Origin of the sequence: Blautia aquisgranensis (assembly GCF_040096615.1) — a bacterium.
Lineage (GTDB): Bacteria > Bacillota > Clostridia > Lachnospirales > Lachnospiraceae > Blautia_A > Blautia_A aquisgranensis.
In genome coordinates, this window is record NZ_JBBMEJ010000009.1 from 84,255 (window position 1) to 100,675 (window position 16,421).

Below are 16,421 nucleotides of genomic sequence, written 5' to 3' on the forward strand. Positions count from 1 at the left end.
CTATCATTCCTGTATATCTGATATGAAAATTGCCTGTAATCTGTTATTATTTATTATTTATCATTTGTAATTAGAAAGACTTTTCTCAAGAAATTCCCGGTACTCCTCGCGCACCTCCTCCGGTGACGCGATTACAGCATCCGGTCCAAGACTGGCTATCCAGCCAAAAAACTGACCGCTGACGTTTACACGAATCAGCGTTTTGAAATGTTCCGAATCCTTCCTGTGTATCATAATATCTCTGCCAAAACGATCCAACACAACTCCCACCAGCCGGTTATGTGCCTCCAGACATATCGTTTCTTCTCTGCCGCCAAACATCCCGAAGGTTCTGGATGTCAGCTCTCCTGTATCATAATTCTTAAAGATCTCCTTACCATCGCGGGGCTGGTTCTCGATCTGTATCTGCAAAATCTTATCTACTCTGTAATGCTTCACCTTTTCGCATTTCTCATCGTAGGCAACCAGATAGTAATTCTCATTCTGCCATACCAGTCCCCATGGACTGACCAGGTAACGTTCCCCGTTCTTCTTCAGCCGTAATTCCTTCTCCACAGTCCATTCACAGTACTGAAAAGAGATCTGCCTGTCTTCGTTCAGCGCCCGTTGGATCTCATCAATACTATAATATACACTCTCATTCATGGTGCGGATCCGGTTCTCCACAAAAACCTGCCGCCGCAGCTGTCTCGCCTCATAAACACTGGCAAGACTCTCCAGCTTCCCGATCAGCTGTCGGGATTTCCTGCTGGTGATAAATCTGGAGGACTGCACTGCATCTACCAATAGCTTCAGCTCCGGAAGCTCAAATTCCCGGCTGGCCAGATAAAACCCTGCCGGTTTCTCCCTGCGATTCAGGATATCCATTCCGAAATTCCGCAGCGTCTCAATATCATCATACACGGTCTTCCGCTCTGCGCTGATCCCCAGATTATTAAGATAGGTAATCAGCTCCTTCACTGACATGGGATGTTCTTCATCGGTCTGTTCCAGAAAAACACGCATAAGATATAAAATTTTTATTTTCTGGTTAAAAACCCTCGGCATCCCGATTCCTCCGTTCCTATTTATCCGTCAGTGATGCTACTACTGCAAAATATAATACCATGAAAGCCAGTACAACAGCAATGATATCTGCTCCGTGGAAATCAAAATTAAAAAGCATTGCTCCGCCGATCATAATCTCCAAGGTAAGAACTGCCCCCAGTATCATGGCCATGCCCGAAGAAAGCTTCTGTTTCCCTGAATGCCTGCTTTCTGTCTCCACATATCTTCCATCTGCCAGTACTGCCTTCCTGTTGTTCTCTGTATTCCACATAAGATCTTCCTCCCTGTCATATGTCCGGCTCACGATTTATCGAACATATTTTCCAAACATATTTTCGATTCACTGGTATTATATCGTATATTAAGTCCGATAAAACGGTACAAACAATCGTTTTTCGAACATTTGTTTATTTTATACAAAAATACGTTCGAGTCTTCTTATATAAAAGCGAAACTAAAAAAGCCTGCCGTAAACGACAGACCTTTCACACATTTTATTTCTATGGATTTTTAACTTTTCTACATCATTCCAGCAAATACGGATGCACCGATAACTGTAAGCAGACCGGCTACCGCGATGGCAAGACTGCTCATGGCTCCCTCTACAGGACCAAGCTCCATGGCTTTTGCTGTTCCGATGGCATGGGCGGAGGTTCCAAGCGCAAGACCTCTTGCGATCGGTTCCTCGATCTTTGCGATCTTATAAACAACCTCTGCGATCATATTTCCCAGCACTCCTGTGATAATGATCACTGCAACTGTGATCGTCACGATACCGCCAAGTTCCTCGGAAACGCCCATTCCAATGGCTGTTGTGATCGATTTCGGAAGCATGGTAACGTATTCCTGATGATTAAAGCCGAACAGCTTTGACATCAGAAGAATGCTGCAAAGTCCGGCCAGAGTTCCGGAAATGATTCCCACTGCCACTGCCTTGAGATTCTTTCTAAGCAGATGGATCTGCTCATACAAAGGAACTGCCAGACAGACCGTTGCCGGTGTCAGAAGATAGCTGATATATTTTCCGCCTTCATTATAATCTTCATAATCAATATGGAAGATCAGAAGAACTCCGATCACACAGATGATGGAGATCAGAAGAGGATTAAAGATTGCCATTTTGAATTTCTTTTTCAGGATAAGACCGATCTCATAAGCGATCAGACTTATCATCGCTCCGAAAAATGCGGAGTTTTTTATGAATTCCATCATTTTTCAGTTCCTCTCTTTCCCATTCGGATCACTCCCTGTGTTACTTTTCCCGTAACTACCATTACAATCACCGTACTGATAAACGTCATAACAAGAACCGGCACACAGATCGGTTTCAGTGTACTCCACGCGGTGATCAGTCCCGCACCTGCCGGAACAAACATTACCGGCATGATCTCAACCAGAAAATCTGCCGCGCCTTTTACCTGATCCAGCTTCAAGATACCTGTAAGCAGTGCCACAAGCATGATCACCAGACCATATACGCTGGCCGGTACCGGAAGCGGAAGAAAGGTTTTCAGCACTTCGCCAATGACGGAAATCAGCAGGATGATGCTGAACTGCTGTACATACTTCATGTCTCATCCCTCCTGACTCATTTTAAGCGGATAATTATATTCTCCGTTCTCAAAAGTGGTAAGACCACTTTTTGTTTTAAACGTTTTCTAATTATACGCTCCATATCCCAAATTACAAGGATTGTTTCTCATAAAATACAAAAAATCCTTTTATACACCAGCGTATTCCCGTAAAAATGAGCAGAAAGTCCGTTAATTTACGGCAGAATTATTTTTTCCACCTGACAGCTTCCATCCTCCACAGTCATCACCGCCATGGTCACTTCTCCGCCAAAACGGCTTCTTCCGCAGCTGCCCGGGTTCAGCCACAGCCGGCCATCGATCTCTTTTTCAAAATATTTATGGCTGTGCCCGAAAATTACCACCTGGGTATCTCCAAGCTCCCAGTCCACATCTTTTTTGTTGTGTACCATAAAAAATCTCACGCCACCAATAGTGAATCGAAGACTGGTCCGCAGATTTTCCGCCCAGTCCTTATCATTATTTCCGCGGACTACATAAAGATTTCCCATGGCACGCAGCTTATCCAGGATCTCATCTTTGTTCACATCTCCCGCGTGGAGGATGTATTTGCAGTCCTTTAAGATTTCCAGAACCTCCGGCCGCAGAAGACCGTGGGTGTCTGATATGATACCGATTTTTTCTTTCATGTTTTATTCCCTCTTATCATAAATTCTATAATTGCCAGATTTCCTCAAAACAACTCGATCTTTCCATACTCTCCGTCAAATCCAGGCTTCCGTACCACCTCACCGGCTCTCAGCCGCCGGATTCCCTCTGTCAGGACTTCACCGCCTGCTGCCCGGATATCTTCCTCCGGCACTTCCCTTAATATGGAAAATTCCGCTCCCAGCTTCTCAAGAAGCCGCTCATACTGCCCCTGAACTTTTTTACTTGCTGTGGAAAATCCCACACAGGCTGAGATCACCTCGGGCAGCGGCACCAGACTTTCGTAGGGGCGTCCGCTCTCCGGCATGGAAACCTCACTCTCATCCCTGTCAGAAAGCTGCAGGATCCTGTGATCCACGCCCATAGTCAGCTTCTTTCCACAAACCGGACAGATGCCCTTATATTCTTCCGCTTCCCGCGGGCTTAAGCACACACCGCATTTCCGGTGCCCGTCATAATGATATTTTCCCTCCTCCGGGAAAAACTCGATGGTTCCTTTAAGACCTTTGCCACTCTGTACTGCCTGAAATAATCCCTGATAGGAAAGCTCGATATCCAGAAGATCCGCCTCCCTGCCAAGCTTTGACGGAGAATGTGCATCGGAATGTGACACCAGCTGATACCCATCCAGAGCAGAGATCTGCCAGTTCATCACCGGATCCGAGGACAATCCCGTCTCCAGCGCATGAATATACGGCGTCAGCTCCTCAAAACACTCTTCTATCGTATCAAATCCGGACTTCGCCCCGAACAGGGAAAAATGTGGTGTCCAGATATGTGCCGGAATATACATTCCCTCTTCGCTGACCTCCAGCATCATTTCCAGAAGATCATGACAGGGCAGTCCCAGAATTGGACGTCCGTCAGAATGAATATTTCCGATTTTTTCCAGCCTTGCGGCAAAAGCATCCGCCTCATCGAATCCGGGAAGCAGGATCAGACTGTGCACCTTCCTCGTCTTTCCGCCTTTTTTATAAATAGAACTGATTTCCCCAGACAGCACAAATCTAGGTGCAGTTCCCGGATAACGCCCCGCCTCCGGCAAAACATACTCGTCTTTTAACCGGAACAGCCCCTGCTCTGCGGGAATCAGCTTCTCCTTTAATTCCTGCCGCCAGACGGGATGCGTCATATCTCCGGTACCGATCAGCGAGATTCCTTTTTTTCTCGCCCAGAGATCCAGCATCTCTGGTGTACCGTCTTTACTTGTTGCCATAGAATATCTGGAATGTATGTGTAAATCTGCGATCTGCTTCAATTTTTTTCCTCCAAAACACTATTTCCGAGTTGCCATAATATCACTCTGTATCTGTATTATAATTTCCCACAAACATCCTGTACAGTCAAAAAAAGAATCCCTCACCAGACAATGCCATTTAGATAAAACAGCATTGCCGCATAAGAGATTCTCCTTTTTCCAAAAACAGACTCGCTTATTCACTTTGGTTTTCTAACCTGGTCTCCTCACGGTTATTCTCAAACACCGCCTTGATCTTCTCTGCCACTTCCTGCAGCTTCTGTGCCCGCTGTCCCAGAATACGGACAGCAAGATCTCCATGAACCAGTTCTGTCACGCCACCGTCACATTCTTTTTCCATCTCAAGGATTTCCCATATCTTTTCCTGCATATCCTTCGCCGGAGCGCTTAAGAAAATATTGGCCATATGCGTGTAGCCTTCATACATGCCAATCCCTTCCATACCCATCCTCTCCGGCTCATAGCGGGTATTATCCCTGTAGATCAGTTTTCCGCCACGGCGGATGTTCACTCTGGAAGAAAATCTTCGATACTGAAAACGCTCATCGGAAGCTTTTCTTCCGCAGGAAATGATCTCCAGCAGGAATAGCCCGGAGTGTTCATTCTCCAGGGCAAATTCCATGGTGCTGTCAAAAGCCGACTGTGCATATGGGATCACCGGCTGAGGATAATAGTAAAAAACTGCGTTCTTCTCCACACAGGCTTTCACATGGCGGACAGCCTCCCCTTCTTTCATCTTATGAACCTTATCAAAGGACTGAGACAGAAATTCCAGCTCTGTCCCTTCTGCCACAAGAAAATCAAATTCCTGTCTGTCCCCCTCCATGATCCCTGCAGAAGCACACAGAGGCATTACCGAGATTCCCCCGTTTTTCTTCGGAAAAGGATTCATAACCTTATAGGGAGCTGTAAAAGCAATATCTTCTATGATCGTTTTTCCATCTCGCAGGCCGGTTTTCAGAGACAGCCTGGAAAGCTTTCCGAATTTATTTTCTGCCACTGGTCAACCACCTTTCCTACATATCCTCCAGGAGTACATTCTTTTTGATCCATTCCACAACTGTGTCCACATGCTCATCACCACGGATGTTTGTGAAAACAAAAGGTCTTTCCCCTCTCATTTTTCTGGAATCACGGTCCATAACCTCAAGACTTGCGCCTACATAAGGTGCCAGATCAATCTTATTGATCACCAGAAGATCCGATCTTGTGATTCCCGGGCCACCTTTTCGCGGGATCTTGTCGCCCTCAGCCACATCAATCACAAAAATGGTAGCATCCACAAGCTCCGGACTGAAAGTTGCGGAAAGGTTATCTCCGCCGCTTTCAATAAAAAGCAGCTGAATATCCGGAAAGCGCTCCATCATCTCATCCACCGCCTCAAGATTCATGGAAGCATCCTCACGGATGGCTGTATGAGGGCATCCACCAGTCTCCACACCGATGATACGCTCAATGGGAAGAACACTGTTTTTTGCAAGGAACTGCGCGTCTTCCTTTGTATAGATATCGTTTGTGATAACGCCGATACTGTAATCCTTTGCCATTTTTCTTGACAAGGCTTCGATCAGTGCAGTCTTGCCGGAGCCTACCGGACCGGCAACACCGATTTTTACATATGACATAAAAAAATCTCCTCTCCTACGACATATAAAGTCTGGAATAAAGCTTCTCATGCTGAATTCCACGGATATCAAATCCAGGTGCTGACAGACAGAGATCCTCTTCCGTATAGTCCCGGATATGGGACAGTATCTCCTCAAATTCCTCATAACATCCGCAGAGAAGCTTCTGACCTGCGCTCTGACTTAAGGGGATCGTCTTTACACAGTTTGTCACCATGGCAGAGGTCTGGGCATAGAGATAGTGTGAAAGCGTCTCTTCTTCCTCCAGTCCAAGTGCCGCACAGAATACGCCATACGCACAGCAATGGCTGACAGGCTTGCCCTTACGTGCTTCCATGTATCCGTCAAAAATTTCCTTCTTTTTCATAGGAAGCTTTTTTTCAGGAAGTTTCTGGATCGTCTTGGTAAAACGGGAGCCCATTTTTCTGGATGCTTCTCTCTGCTCCATGGGAATCCTGGACGCCCCCAGGATTTCCTCCAGCATATCCAGTGCATTTACATCTTCCTTCAGCGCATACTCATAGGCCAGGCGCACTCCCAGAAGGTCCGTATAAGCCAGATTGTACTTCAGTTTTTTTCTGATATATTCTGCCGCTGTTTTTTCATCGTGCACGCGTCCCTGCTGGATATAGGTCTCAAGTCCCTGTGAGTGTGAATATCCTCCTATGGGAAAAAGAGCATCATTTACCTGCAGAAGAAAAAAACGGCGGATCTCATTCTTTTTATCCATATCACAGCCTCAGTGATGATGATTGTGGATCGCTGCCGAGATCCTGCGGTCAAAGTCCAGTTTAACGGTCTTTTTCTCCGCTTTTACTCCATGGAGTTTTTCCAGCAGCATCATCATCGGTTCGTTGTAGATCGTAATAAAAGTATTTTCCCGGTCACCCCAGAAAAGCGGTGCATGGCGGTTTCCGATCTCATAGCAGACCTTTGCCACATATTTCTCATGCCCCGGCTCAAGAGATACCTCGATCACTTCACAGGGTGGTGTATTTACCGCGATCACTAATCCGTCATCCTCATAGATCACATCATCCTGAAAAAGTCCTCTCGTAAGTACCGAATCATCCAGGCGAATCCCGACTTCACGACCTTTATCTGTTGTCTTTCTGTGGATCTTTTTGAAGGCCTCATGCCACTCGATGTCCACATATTCCACGGTTTTTCCGGTAAGGTCAAAACTTTTCAGTTTTCCCAGAATTTTTTCACAAAGCATAATTCTTCTCCTCTGTTTTTACCATACTCCAAGAAGCATCATCACACCAGGGATCCATGCCGTGATGACTCCTTCTACAACCTGAAGCACCGGTACGAATCTGCCCAGTTTTTTCCCCATGATATCTTCCACAAAAGAAGTTCCCCAGAGAATTGCCCAGAGATACCAGATCCCTGCCCAGCGGATATCCGGTGTGATTCCAAGTGCTGTGCTTCCCAGAAAGCCTTCAATCGTTCCGAATACAAGTGCATTCACCGCCACAAAAGTAGAGAACCATGCAAAAGGGATCGGATTCAGCTTCAGAATCTTGGAAAAAGCTACAAACAGGTATGTAAAGCAGAACAGAAGCCCTGTTCCTGCTGCATAGTAATTACCCTGAACCAGATTTACAAAATTGATAAACAGTGACAGGCCGCCTGTAAAAATATTCATAACAGCTGCCGATTTTCCATCTACATTATATAAGGTACACATTCCGTTGTTGATCAGTACGATTCCCACAAATAAAAGGCATACTCCCAGCATCTGTCTTCCTCCTCGTTTTTCAGTTTTATCTTTTACAACAGTCCGGAATAACGGACACACCGTTTACCGGACTGCTGATCTTCATTTTTTTCAGTTATTACAATTTTCGCTGCCAGTATAATTATCAGAACAGATTGTACAGCTGAGTAAGCGGCAATTTTTCCGCAGGTTTTGATGTGACAGTTTCACCGTCTACTGTTACCTCATATGTTTCCGGATCAACGGTGATCTTCGGTGTACGGTTGTTAAATACCATATCCTTCTTTGCGATATTTCTGCAGCCCTTTACCGGAACTACTGTTTTTTCCAAACCATAAGCCTCTTTGATTCCTGCTTCATATGCAGCCTGAGAAACGAAGGTAAGGCATGCCTCGTTCTTTGCTTTTCCATGAGCTGCAAACATCGGCTGGTACATAACAGGCTGTGTGGTCGGAATGGACGCGTTGGCATCTCCCATCTTGGAGGCGATGATCATTCCGCCTTTGATGATGATATCCGGTTTTACGCCGAAAAATGCAGGATTCCACAGAACAAGATCTGCAAGCTTTCCTTCTTCCACAGAGCCTACATAGCTGGAGATTCCGTGTGTGATGGCCGGATTGATGGTGTATTTGGCAATGTAACGTTTTACACGGAAATTATCATTTCCTTTGCCTTCATCTTCCAGAAGGGCACCACGCTCATCCTTCATTTTGCTGGCTGTCTGCCAGGTACGTGTGATGACCTCGCCTACACGACCCATGGCCTGAGAGTCAGAGCTCATCATACTGAAGATTCCCATGTCATGAAGAACATCCTCTGCCGCGATGGTCTCCGGGCGAATACGGGAGTCTGCAAAAGCCACATCCTCCGGGATCTTTTTGTCAAGGTGATGGCATACCATGAGCATGTCCAGATGCTCATCCAGTGTATTTACGGTGTATGGCATGGTCGGGTTTGTGGAGGACGGCAGAACATTTCCTGCTGCTGCCGCACGGATGATATCCGGTGCATGTCCGCCGCCGGCTCCCTCTGTGTGATAAGTATGGATTGTTCTTCCACCGATGGCTGCAAGGGTATCCTCTACACAGCCGCCTTCATTGAGAGTATCTGTGTGGATAGCAACCTGCACATCGTACTCATCGGCAACATTCAGGCAGTGATTGATAACTGCAGGTGTTGCACCCCAGTCCTCATGGATCTTCAGTCCCATAGCTCCTGCTTTTACCTGCTCGATCAGCGGAGCTTCATCGGAGCAGTTTCCTTTTCCAAGGAAACCAAGGTTCATGGGATATTCCTCTGCTGCTTTCAGCATCATCTTAAGGTTCCATGGTCCCGGAGTACAGGTTGTGGCATTTGTTCCGTCTGCAGGCCCTGTTCCTCCTCCGATCATAGTTGTCACACCGCTGTACAGTGCACAGTCGATCTGCTGCGGGCTGATGAAATGGATATGGGTATCGATTCCGCCGGCTGTAAGGATCAGACCTTCTCCGGCAAGTGCTTCTGTGGAAGCTCCTACGGTCATTCCCGGAGTTACCCCATCCATGATATCCGGATTTCCTGCTTTTCCGATGCCTGCGATCTTTCCGTCCTTGATTCCGATATCTGCTTTTATGATACCTGTGGTATCCACGATCAGGGCGTTTGTGATCACAAGATCCAGATCTCCGTCACGGCTGCAGGTTTTTACAGACTGGCCCATTCCGTCTCGGATAGTTTTGCCGCCGCCGAATTTCACCTCATCGCCATATGTGGTGTAATCTTTTTCTACTTCTACTACCAGGCTGGTATCTGCAAGTCTTACCTTGTCACCAACTGTAGGGCCGTACATCATTGCATATTTTTCACCGGAAATTTTTACGCTCATTTGTGTCCCTCCTTATAAGAATCCCTTTAATGCTGCCTTTTCCATGGAGGCCTTCTTTGTGTCCTCTGCTGCTCTTGCTCTTGTCAGGTCGTTCAGACCAAATACGCGTTTTCTGCCGCCCATCTCCGTGAGCTGTACTTCTTTTTCCTCGCCCGGCTCAAAACGCACAGATGTACCGGACGGAATATCCAGATGATATCCATACGCAGCCTCGCGGTCAAATGAAAGGCATTTGTTTACTTCAAAAAAATGAAAATGAGAGCCTACCTGTACAGGACGGTCACCTTTGTTGGCAACCAGAACTTTTGTGGTCTTTTTCCCTTCATTAAGTACGATCTCTCTGTCTGCGGGAATGATTTCACCAATCTTCATGTCAATTCCTCCTTACTGAATCGGATTGTGTACAGTCACAAGCTTTGTTCCATCAGGAAAAGTTGCCTCTACCTGCACTTCGCCAAGCATATCAGCCACGCCATCCATCACATCATCCTTTGTGAGGATCTTTGTTCCAAGCTGCATCAGCTCCACAACGGTCTTCCCGTCACGTGCAAGCTCCAGAAGCTCGGAGCTTATGTACGCCAGTGCTTCCACATAGTTCAGTTTCAGTCCGCGTTCCTTCCTCTCCTTAGCCAGATTTCCGGCCATATGGAGCATGAGTTTTTCCTGTTCTTTCGGGGTAAGTCTCATTGTTTCTTCCTCCTTTTCCTCCTGTTAGTCTTTACTAATTTTGTCCAAATAAAAAAACGCAGGCAAAGGAATTTATAGACTCCTTTGTCTGCGTTAATGAGTGGATTATATATGATTTTTTTTCGAAAGTCAAGATATGGTCTGTTGATTTGTGATTCCAAACCTCAAATCCCCACGACACTCCAAAGAAATGTCGTGGGGATTTCTCTTCACCTCTTCTGCTTCATCAGCTCCCGCAGAGCAGCCAGGAACACGTCCAGCTCCTCGTCGGTGCATTTGCTCATCATAAGATTTATTTCATTCACCCGTTTCGCATGGTCAGTGGACTGCGTCTCCATGAGCATGGCATCCATGGAAAAATTCAGCACATCAGCCAGAGAAAAAAGTACATCTACAGATGGCTTCCTGTGTTCACTTTCAATGTGCTTCATATGTGTAGGGCTGATGTTGATCGCTTCTGCAAGCTGTTCCTGAGTCATCTTATTGTCCATCCGCGCCTGCCGGATCGTATCGCCCAATAATCTATCCTTCATTCGTATTCCACTCCTTTTTTCAAAAGGATACGTGGATAATCGAACGTTGGAAATCATCTTTAAGAGATTTATTTTTCTCTCAAAGAGCACTTTTGTCAGATGTCCTTATAATAGGACGGTGAGATCACATCATATTCTCTGCAGGAGCAGCCGTTTTCATAGCTGTCACAGCAGTCACAGTTGGAGCAGTACATATGTGCATCGCTGATATAAAACAGTCCGCCGTACTGCATGGATGTCCGCTGATTTTTCGATTTTTTCTTGCTGTTGTCGTAATAGGCACCATTCGGGATCATCATGTTTTCCGGGGAAAATCTGCTGAAATCAAAGAAATGTGATTCCGTTCCGTGGTGAGGTACCTTGATGCACCAGTAATGCTCATGAAGCGGAATCTTTCCATCATAATCTTCCACGATCAGCTTCATGTACTGAGGCTGCACATCTCCGGTAAACAGAAGGTTCAGCTCTCCGTCTCTTGTATTCTGGAATGCAAGACTGATCTTGTGGCGGAACTGGCGTAAAAGATGACCCTGTTTTTCCGCACATTCCAGCAATGCCTGAAATTCCGCTGTCGCCTGAAGCTCGCGGAATTTCTTTTCCAGTTTTTCTGGTTTCAGACGGTTCCGGAGTTCTGCCTGTGCATACTCCTGTGTGCCATTATTTCCCTGCACACTTCCTGCACTGTCACTATCTGTCTGCTTTCCAGCTGCATCCACAACTTCTTTCTCTGCTCCCAGGTTTACGTCTGCTTCATTTTCATCCTCAGTCATAGACATAAACAGCTGACGTACTTCCTCTGCGATATTCACAAGCTCGGTCATGGCTTTTTCATTGTTTTCAATAAGAGAGTTAAACACATCCTCTGTTTCACTGCTCACAGTTCTCACATCCGGCCAGAGTGCTGTATATTTCCCTTCAAACTCTGATCCTCTTGACAGAAGATCGATCTTCACTTTTCTAGCGCAAAGTGCCTCTGCCAGGGCAAAAAGGCTGACACGTCTTCCCGGCAGGCTGGCTTTTTTCGTGACATCTGCAAGGAGAAGCAGTGTCAATGTATATTTCATTTCCGGATCTGAAAATACATCCGGGAGATAAATTTTTTCAAATTCGTAGGCATCTCTCCTGTATCTCATCATATAAAGAAGCCCGGATACGTGATCCGGATGAAAATGTGTGAGAAGGAGATTTTTTTTGCGGATGGTGGTAAGATCTGAGATGATCACGTCAAAAACTTCCCTTCGCGGTCTTCCCTCGATCTTACTGTTTGCTGCACCGAAATCCACAAGCAGGCTGCTTTTTCTGTCGCGGATGCAGAAACAGTCTCCGAATCCTACATTGTACATTCGTATTCTCATTTACTTTCCCTCTGGTTTTCTGTTTATCTGCTGCATTCCCGGCAGCAGTTTTTCTCTCAGGTTATCTCATTAGTTCTTAAAACCAGATCTGCATATCATACCAGGTGGCTCCGCCATGGCAGGAATCTGCAACTCCCAGTTTCTTCATTCCGTGGCTTTCATAAAACGGGATCATATGCTCCTTGCAGGTAAGGATAAGAGCTTTTTTTCCACGTTCTTTCGCAAGATCCTTGAAGTATTCCACAAGCTCTCCGGCAATTCCCTGATGACGGTATTCCGGGATCACGTTCAGTCCGAATACAGTCTGGATCTCTCCGTCTTTCTTATGAAGTGTGATGTTGTGATAAAATTCATCCGGAAGTACCGGTTTATCTGTGGTTCCTCCGTTGATAAATCCTACGATCTTATCATCTTTCACTGCTACTACGAAATTCTCCGGGAATGCTCCCATACGGTTCACTACATCCTCATGGCTTGCTGCTTCCGCCGGCGGGAAACAGATTGCCTCGATCTCGGCCATCCTGTCTGCTTCTTCTGGATGCGCCAGTCTGATCTGTAAATTCTCTGCCATGTATATTTCCTCCTGAAACTAATACAATCTTTTAAAATCAATATTTCTTTAATTATATCGGCTGAATGAAAATGCGTCAACGTTCAACCTCAGGCTTTTTTTATAATCCAGTTTATCGTAAACTGTAATATGCTGACGATGTTGTCCATCCGGAACCCGGCAGCGAGAGAAGGTGAGATAAATAGCCAGATATCGAAAAGCCCCCAGTATTCGCGCTACTGAGGGCTTCATTCTTTCGTCTTGCCAGACTTATTCTTTCTTTTGCCTGTTGGCATTATAGCATGTGCTTTGAGGCAGAGCAATATACTTCTCACTGAAAATTAATTTTAACGTCTCACAACACCGACTCGATCAACCTCTCCGTATACTCCGTCTTCGGTCTCTCAATGATTTCCTCCGGTGTTCCTTCTTCCTCTACATGTCCGTCGTGCATCACGATCACCCGGTCGCAGAACATTTGAACAAGAGCCAGGTCGTGGCAGATAAAAATAAACGCCAGATTCTTTTCTTTTTTCAGCTTCATGAGAAGCTCCATAATCTGTTTCTGTACAGTCACATCAAGAGCACTGGTGGCTTCATCACAGATCAGAATTTTCGGCTCCACAGCCAAAGCTCTCGCAATGGCTGCTCTCTGACATTCCCCGCCGCTGACCTGATGAGGATACCGGTCTGCATAATCTGCACTCAGTCCATATTTAATAAGAAGATTTTCCACACGTTTCCTGGTTTCTTTCTTACTTATCCCCATATTCCGGAGACTTTCCCCGATTCCATCCCCAAGTGTACATCTTGGATCAAAGGATTCTCCCGGAGTCTGGAATACCATCTGGATTTCTCTATACGTTTCCCGCAGTTCTTTTCCCTTTACCTGTGTAATATTTTTTCCCAGAAGAAAAATCTCTCCACCGGTCAGTTCCGTCAGATGAGTGATCATCTTTGCAACCGTACTTTTTCCTGATCCGGACTCACCTACGATTCCAAGACATTCTCCCTGTTTCAGAAAAAAGCTCACATCTTCCACAGCTGTAAAGGATTTTTTCCCTGATATAAAATTCTTTTTTAAATGACGTACTTCCAGTATATATTCTGCCACTTCTTCTCTCCATTCCTTGTTTCAGCCTGTACAAATGCTCTCCAGCTTGCCTCTGTTCAGACGCGGCACAGAATTCATAAGCTCTTTTGTATAAGGATCCTGCGGATCGTCCAGTATCTGCCTGGTATCTCCGTATTCCATCACTTTGCCGTTCTTCAGCACCAGAACCTTATCTGCCATTTTTCCAACTACTCCGATGTTATGCGTGACAATAATCATGGCTGTATGATATTCCTGACGCAGAAGCAGCATTTCCTCAACAACCTGTTTCTGCACGATCACATCAAGAGCACTGGTCGGCTCATCTGCAAGCAGGAGAGATGGATGCTGCAGCATGGAAATACAGATTCCCACACGCTGGTTCATACCACCGGACAGTTCAAAAGGATAACTCCTAAGGACACGCCTGCCATCCTTCAGCCCGATCTTTTCCATCATTTCTATTGTACGTTCTTCACATTCCCTGCGGCTGATCTTTTCATGTTCCCGCATACTTTCGTAAATCTGATCACCAACTGTACGGATCGGGCAAAGCGCAGCACCGGAATCCTGAAAAACCATGGCGATCTCCGGTCCCAGGAGTGTTCGGAGTTCTTTTTCCGACATATCCACTACATTCCTTCCCATGTACCAGATATCACCTTCCGTAACCATGCCTTCATTTCCCAGAAGTCCCATAACAGCCTTAATAATGGTACTTTTTCCACTTCCGGATTCACCTACCACTCCAAGGATCTCTCCTTTATTCAGCTCCAGATTTATATCCTGAACAACCGGTTCTCCATTATAACAGATCGTCACATGATCAAGTTTCAGCAATGCTTCCATTTAAAATCTCCCAGCCGTTATTTCACTTCCAGATCCGCCGTGATCTCATAATAATCACATGGATGTGCAGTCAGCCCTGACACATTGGATTTTGATACCAGTCCCATATTCAGATGAGAAACAAAGAAATACGCATCATCATCAAGAATTGTCTGCTGTGCTTCAATGGCAAGCTTTCCTCTCTCATCTGCGTCAAAGGTCTCATGCATTTTTGCTATGATATCATCCAGACTTGAGTTACTGTATTTGCCATAATTCTTTGCTGCCCCGGATACAACTGTGCTTGTGAAAAAGTACTCCGGATCACCGGTCGGTGCAGTTGTAAGAGAACTTACATATACGTCAAAATCTCCATTCTTCGCATAGGTTGCATGATCTGCCGTATTATTTACATTAACCTCAATTCCAATATCCTTTAAAGTAGACTGTGCATATTCAGCAAGCTTCGGCTGTTCCAGACGTGTCGGATAAGTCAGCCATGTAATAGAAAGTTTTTTTCCATCCTTATCTGCATATCCATCACCATCTGTATCCTTCCATCCGGATTCCTCAAGAAGTTTTTTTGCCTCTTCCGGATCATAGGACGGTGCTTTCACTGCATCATTTCCATAAGAAAAGCTGCTCGGAAAAGCTCCCACTGCCGGAACGCCGCGATTCTCCATGATCACGTTACAGAAGCCGTCCTTATCAATTCCCATCTCTATGGCTTCCCTTACATTCTTATCCTGCATCAGTTCAGATTCCATATTAAACTGACCGAAAAAGCAGCGGCTTGTTGCAACAGAACTGATCTGATAATCAGGATTTCCGTCAAATAAGGCATAATTGTCATACTGAAGTCCGTAAGTTCCCTGGATATCTCCTGTCTGCAGAGCTGCTGTCAGTGCACTTCCGTCAGAAAAAGATTTCACGATCACATTATCAGTCTTTACCTCTCCGCCCCAGTAGTTTTCATTCTTCACCAGCTTAATTTCTGTAGGGGAAACCTCTGTTGCAATAAAAGGTCCTGTACCTGCAACATTGGCGGAACCGCCTTCTCCCTGCACACCATAATCCATATCTATGATAGCCCCATATGGATCTCCAAGATAATTGATGATCGCAGGACATGCTTCTGTTGTATGGATCGTCACCATCATTCCGTCTGCCTCGATCTTGTCAATCTTCATATCTGACGGTGCCCGGTCGTGATTCGCGATCAGATCATCCAGACATTCTTTAACTGCTTCTCCGTCCATATCTCTGCCACTGGAAAATTTCACGCCATCACGAAGCGTAATTTTCACAGTATTATCATCTGTAAATTCATAATCTGTAGCAAGCCACGGCTCGATCTCCATGTTGTCATTATACTTAAACAAGGTCTCACCTACACCATAACGCAGGCAGCTCCAGCCGGAATAATTATCATGTGGGTTCAGGCCTGCATCTCCCATCTCCTCACTGTATCCGGTTGTTCCGTAAACAAAAGTTGTCCCTTCTGTTTTATCCTTATTTTCACTTTTCGCATTTACAGACACTCCTGTCATGCCCATAACCAGCATTGCCGCAAGTGTCGCTGCCATTATTTTTTTCTTCATATTTTTTCTCTCTC

19 protein-coding genes and 1 pseudogene are annotated in these 16,421 nt (G+C 45.7%); all 20 read right to left on the reverse strand.

The annotated features are described in order from the left end of the window. Positions 1-60: 60 nt before the first annotated feature. The 20 genes and pseudogenes from WMO28_RS08940 to WMO28_RS09035 all read right to left on the reverse strand — a co-directional run bounded on the left by WMO28_RS08940 (position 61) and on the right by WMO28_RS09035 (position 16,407). Positions 61-1,047, reverse strand: a complete 987-nt coding sequence (locus tag WMO28_RS08940; protein WP_178644030.1) for a WYL domain-containing protein — start codon at positions 1,045-1,047, stop codon at positions 61-63. A 16-nt stretch (positions 1,048-1,063) separates the two neighbouring features. Then, the gene (locus WMO28_RS08945) at positions 1,064-1,318 is read right to left on the reverse strand and encodes a hypothetical protein (protein WP_178644032.1); all 255 of its coding nucleotides are present in this window, start codon (positions 1,316-1,318) and stop codon (positions 1,064-1,066) included. A 248-nt stretch (positions 1,319-1,566) separates the two neighbouring features. Next, positions 1,567-2,259, reverse strand: coding sequence for an LrgB family protein (locus WMO28_RS08950; RefSeq protein WP_178644034.1), 693 nt, complete (start codon positions 2,257-2,259; stop codon positions 1,567-1,569). Next, positions 2,256-2,618 carry a CidA/LrgA family protein gene (locus WMO28_RS08955; RefSeq protein ID WP_178644036.1) on the reverse strand — a complete coding sequence of 121 codons (363 nt, stop codon included), beginning with the start codon at positions 2,616-2,618 and terminating at the stop codon, positions 2,256-2,258. The genes WMO28_RS08950 and WMO28_RS08955 overlap by 4 nt, the downstream gene beginning before the upstream one ends. Positions 2,619-2,815: 197 nt before the next feature. Further along, complete coding sequence (locus WMO28_RS08960) at positions 2,816-3,268, reverse strand: YfcE family phosphodiesterase (RefSeq protein WP_178644038.1); 453 nt, start codon at positions 3,266-3,268, stop codon at positions 2,816-2,818. Between the two features lie 47 nt (positions 3,269-3,315). Then, positions 3,316-4,503 (reverse strand): annotated as a pseudogene (locus WMO28_RS08965) (endonuclease Q family protein); the annotation flags it as partial. Between the two features lie 217 nt (positions 4,504-4,720). Beyond that, complete coding sequence (locus tag WMO28_RS08970; protein ID WP_349056730.1) at positions 4,721-5,545, reverse strand: urease accessory protein UreD; 825 nt, start codon at positions 5,543-5,545, stop codon at positions 4,721-4,723. A 16-nt stretch (positions 5,546-5,561) separates the two neighbouring features. Next, positions 5,562-6,170, reverse strand: coding sequence for an urease accessory protein UreG (gene ureG, locus WMO28_RS08975; RefSeq protein WP_178644044.1), 609 nt, complete (start codon positions 6,168-6,170; stop codon positions 5,562-5,564). Between the two features lie 16 nt (positions 6,171-6,186). Next, positions 6,187-6,900, reverse strand: a complete 714-nt coding sequence (locus WMO28_RS08980; protein WP_178644047.1) for an urease accessory protein UreF — start codon at positions 6,898-6,900, stop codon at positions 6,187-6,189. A 9-nt stretch (positions 6,901-6,909) separates the two neighbouring features. Beyond that, entirely contained in the window at positions 6,910-7,389 is a 480-nt protein-coding gene (locus tag WMO28_RS08985) for an urease accessory protein UreE (RefSeq protein WP_178644049.1), read from the reverse strand. 18 nt (positions 7,390-7,407) lie between these two features. After that, positions 7,408-7,914, reverse strand: a complete 507-nt coding sequence (locus WMO28_RS08990; RefSeq protein WP_178644051.1) for an AmiS/UreI family transporter — start codon at positions 7,912-7,914, stop codon at positions 7,408-7,410. A gap of 124 nt (positions 7,915-8,038) precedes the next feature. Beyond that, positions 8,039-9,760, reverse strand: coding sequence for an urease subunit beta (gene ureB, locus WMO28_RS08995; RefSeq protein ID WP_178644053.1), 1,722 nt, complete (start codon positions 9,758-9,760; stop codon positions 8,039-8,041). A gap of 12 nt (positions 9,761-9,772) precedes the next feature. Further along, entirely contained in the window at positions 9,773-10,132 is a 360-nt protein-coding gene (gene ureB / locus WMO28_RS09000; protein ID WP_349056731.1) for an urease subunit beta, read from the reverse strand. A gap of 12 nt (positions 10,133-10,144) precedes the next feature. After that, positions 10,145-10,447 carry an urease subunit gamma gene (gene ureA, locus WMO28_RS09005; protein ID WP_349056732.1) on the reverse strand — a complete coding sequence of 101 codons (303 nt, stop codon included), beginning with the start codon at positions 10,445-10,447 and terminating at the stop codon, positions 10,145-10,147. A 209-nt stretch (positions 10,448-10,656) separates the two neighbouring features. Beyond that, on the reverse strand, positions 10,657-10,980 hold the full coding sequence (locus tag WMO28_RS09010) for a helix-turn-helix domain-containing protein (RefSeq protein WP_178644055.1): 324 nt from the start codon (positions 10,978-10,980) through the stop codon (positions 10,657-10,659). Positions 10,981-11,075: 95 nt separating this feature from the next. Next, positions 11,076-12,335: an MBL fold metallo-hydrolase gene (locus tag WMO28_RS09015; RefSeq protein ID WP_349056733.1), complete on the reverse strand. Its 1,260-nt coding sequence runs from the start codon at positions 12,333-12,335 to the stop codon at positions 11,076-11,078. 76 nt (positions 12,336-12,411) lie between these two features. Further along, positions 12,412-12,906 (reverse strand): GNAT family N-acetyltransferase, encoded by a 495-nt coding sequence (locus tag WMO28_RS09020; protein WP_173758763.1) that lies wholly within the window; start codon positions 12,904-12,906, stop codon positions 12,412-12,414. Between the two features lie 334 nt (positions 12,907-13,240). Further along, on the reverse strand, positions 13,241-13,999 hold the full coding sequence (locus WMO28_RS09025; protein ID WP_349056734.1) for an ABC transporter ATP-binding protein: 759 nt from the start codon (positions 13,997-13,999) through the stop codon (positions 13,241-13,243). Between the two features lie 21 nt (positions 14,000-14,020). Then, complete coding sequence (locus WMO28_RS09030) at positions 14,021-14,827, reverse strand: ABC transporter ATP-binding protein (RefSeq protein WP_349056735.1); 807 nt, start codon at positions 14,825-14,827, stop codon at positions 14,021-14,023. 17 nt (positions 14,828-14,844) lie between these two features. Next, a complete protein-coding gene (locus WMO28_RS09035; protein WP_349056736.1) occupies positions 14,845-16,407 on the reverse strand; it encodes an ABC transporter substrate-binding protein in 1,563 nt (520 codons plus the stop codon). Positions 16,408-16,421: the final 14 nt, after the last annotated feature.

Bases quoted from the DNA above. Each gene is read 5' to 3' on its own strand.
- WMO28_RS09020 (WP_173758763.1), bottom strand. From the start codon at position 12,906: ATGGCAGAGAATTTACAGATCAGACTGGCGCATCCAGAAGAAGCAGAC.
- WMO28_RS08950 (WP_178644034.1), bottom strand. From the start codon at position 2,259: ATGATGGAATTCATAAAAAACTCCGCATTTTTCGGAGCGATGATAAGT.
- WMO28_RS08990 (WP_178644051.1), bottom strand. From the start codon at position 7,914: ATGCTGGGAGTATGCCTTTTATTTGTGGGAATCGTACTGATCAACAAC.
- ureA (WP_349056732.1), bottom strand. From the start codon at position 10,447: ATGAGACTTACCCCGAAAGAACAGGAAAAACTCATGCTCCATATGGCC.
- WMO28_RS08945 (WP_178644032.1), bottom strand. From the start codon at position 1,318: ATGTGGAATACAGAGAACAACAGGAAGGCAGTACTGGCAGATGGAAGA.
- ureG (WP_178644044.1), bottom strand. From the start codon at position 6,170: ATGTCATATGTAAAAATCGGTGTTGCCGGTCCGGTAGGCTCCGGCAAG.
- WMO28_RS08940 (WP_178644030.1), bottom strand. From the start codon at position 1,047: ATGCCGAGGGTTTTTAACCAGAAAATAAAAATTTTATATCTTATGCGT.
- WMO28_RS08960 (WP_178644038.1), bottom strand. From the start codon at position 3,268: ATGAAAGAAAAAATCGGTATCATATCAGACACCCACGGTCTTCTGCGG.
- WMO28_RS08955 (WP_178644036.1), bottom strand. From the start codon at position 2,618: ATGAAGTATGTACAGCAGTTCAGCATCATCCTGCTGATTTCCGTCATT.
- ureB (WP_349056731.1), bottom strand. From the start codon at position 10,132: ATGAAGATTGGTGAAATCATTCCCGCAGACAGAGAGATCGTACTTAAT.
- ureB (WP_178644053.1), bottom strand. From the start codon at position 9,760: ATGAGCGTAAAAATTTCCGGTGAAAAATATGCAATGATGTACGGCCCT.
- WMO28_RS09010 (WP_178644055.1), bottom strand. From the start codon at position 10,980: ATGAAGGATAGATTATTGGGCGATACGATCCGGCAGGCGCGGATGGAC.
- WMO28_RS09035 (WP_349056736.1), bottom strand. From the start codon at position 16,407: ATGAAGAAAAAAATAATGGCAGCGACACTTGCGGCAATGCTGGTTATG.
- WMO28_RS08985 (WP_178644049.1), bottom strand. From the start codon at position 7,389: ATGCTTTGTGAAAAAATTCTGGGAAAACTGAAAAGTTTTGACCTTACC.
- WMO28_RS08980 (WP_178644047.1), bottom strand. From the start codon at position 6,900: ATGGATAAAAAGAATGAGATCCGCCGTTTTTTTCTTCTGCAGGTAAAT.
- WMO28_RS09015 (WP_349056733.1), bottom strand. From the start codon at position 12,335: ATGAGAATACGAATGTACAATGTAGGATTCGGAGACTGTTTCTGCATC.
- WMO28_RS09030 (WP_349056735.1), bottom strand. From the start codon at position 14,827: ATGGAAGCATTGCTGAAACTTGATCATGTGACGATCTGTTATAATGGA.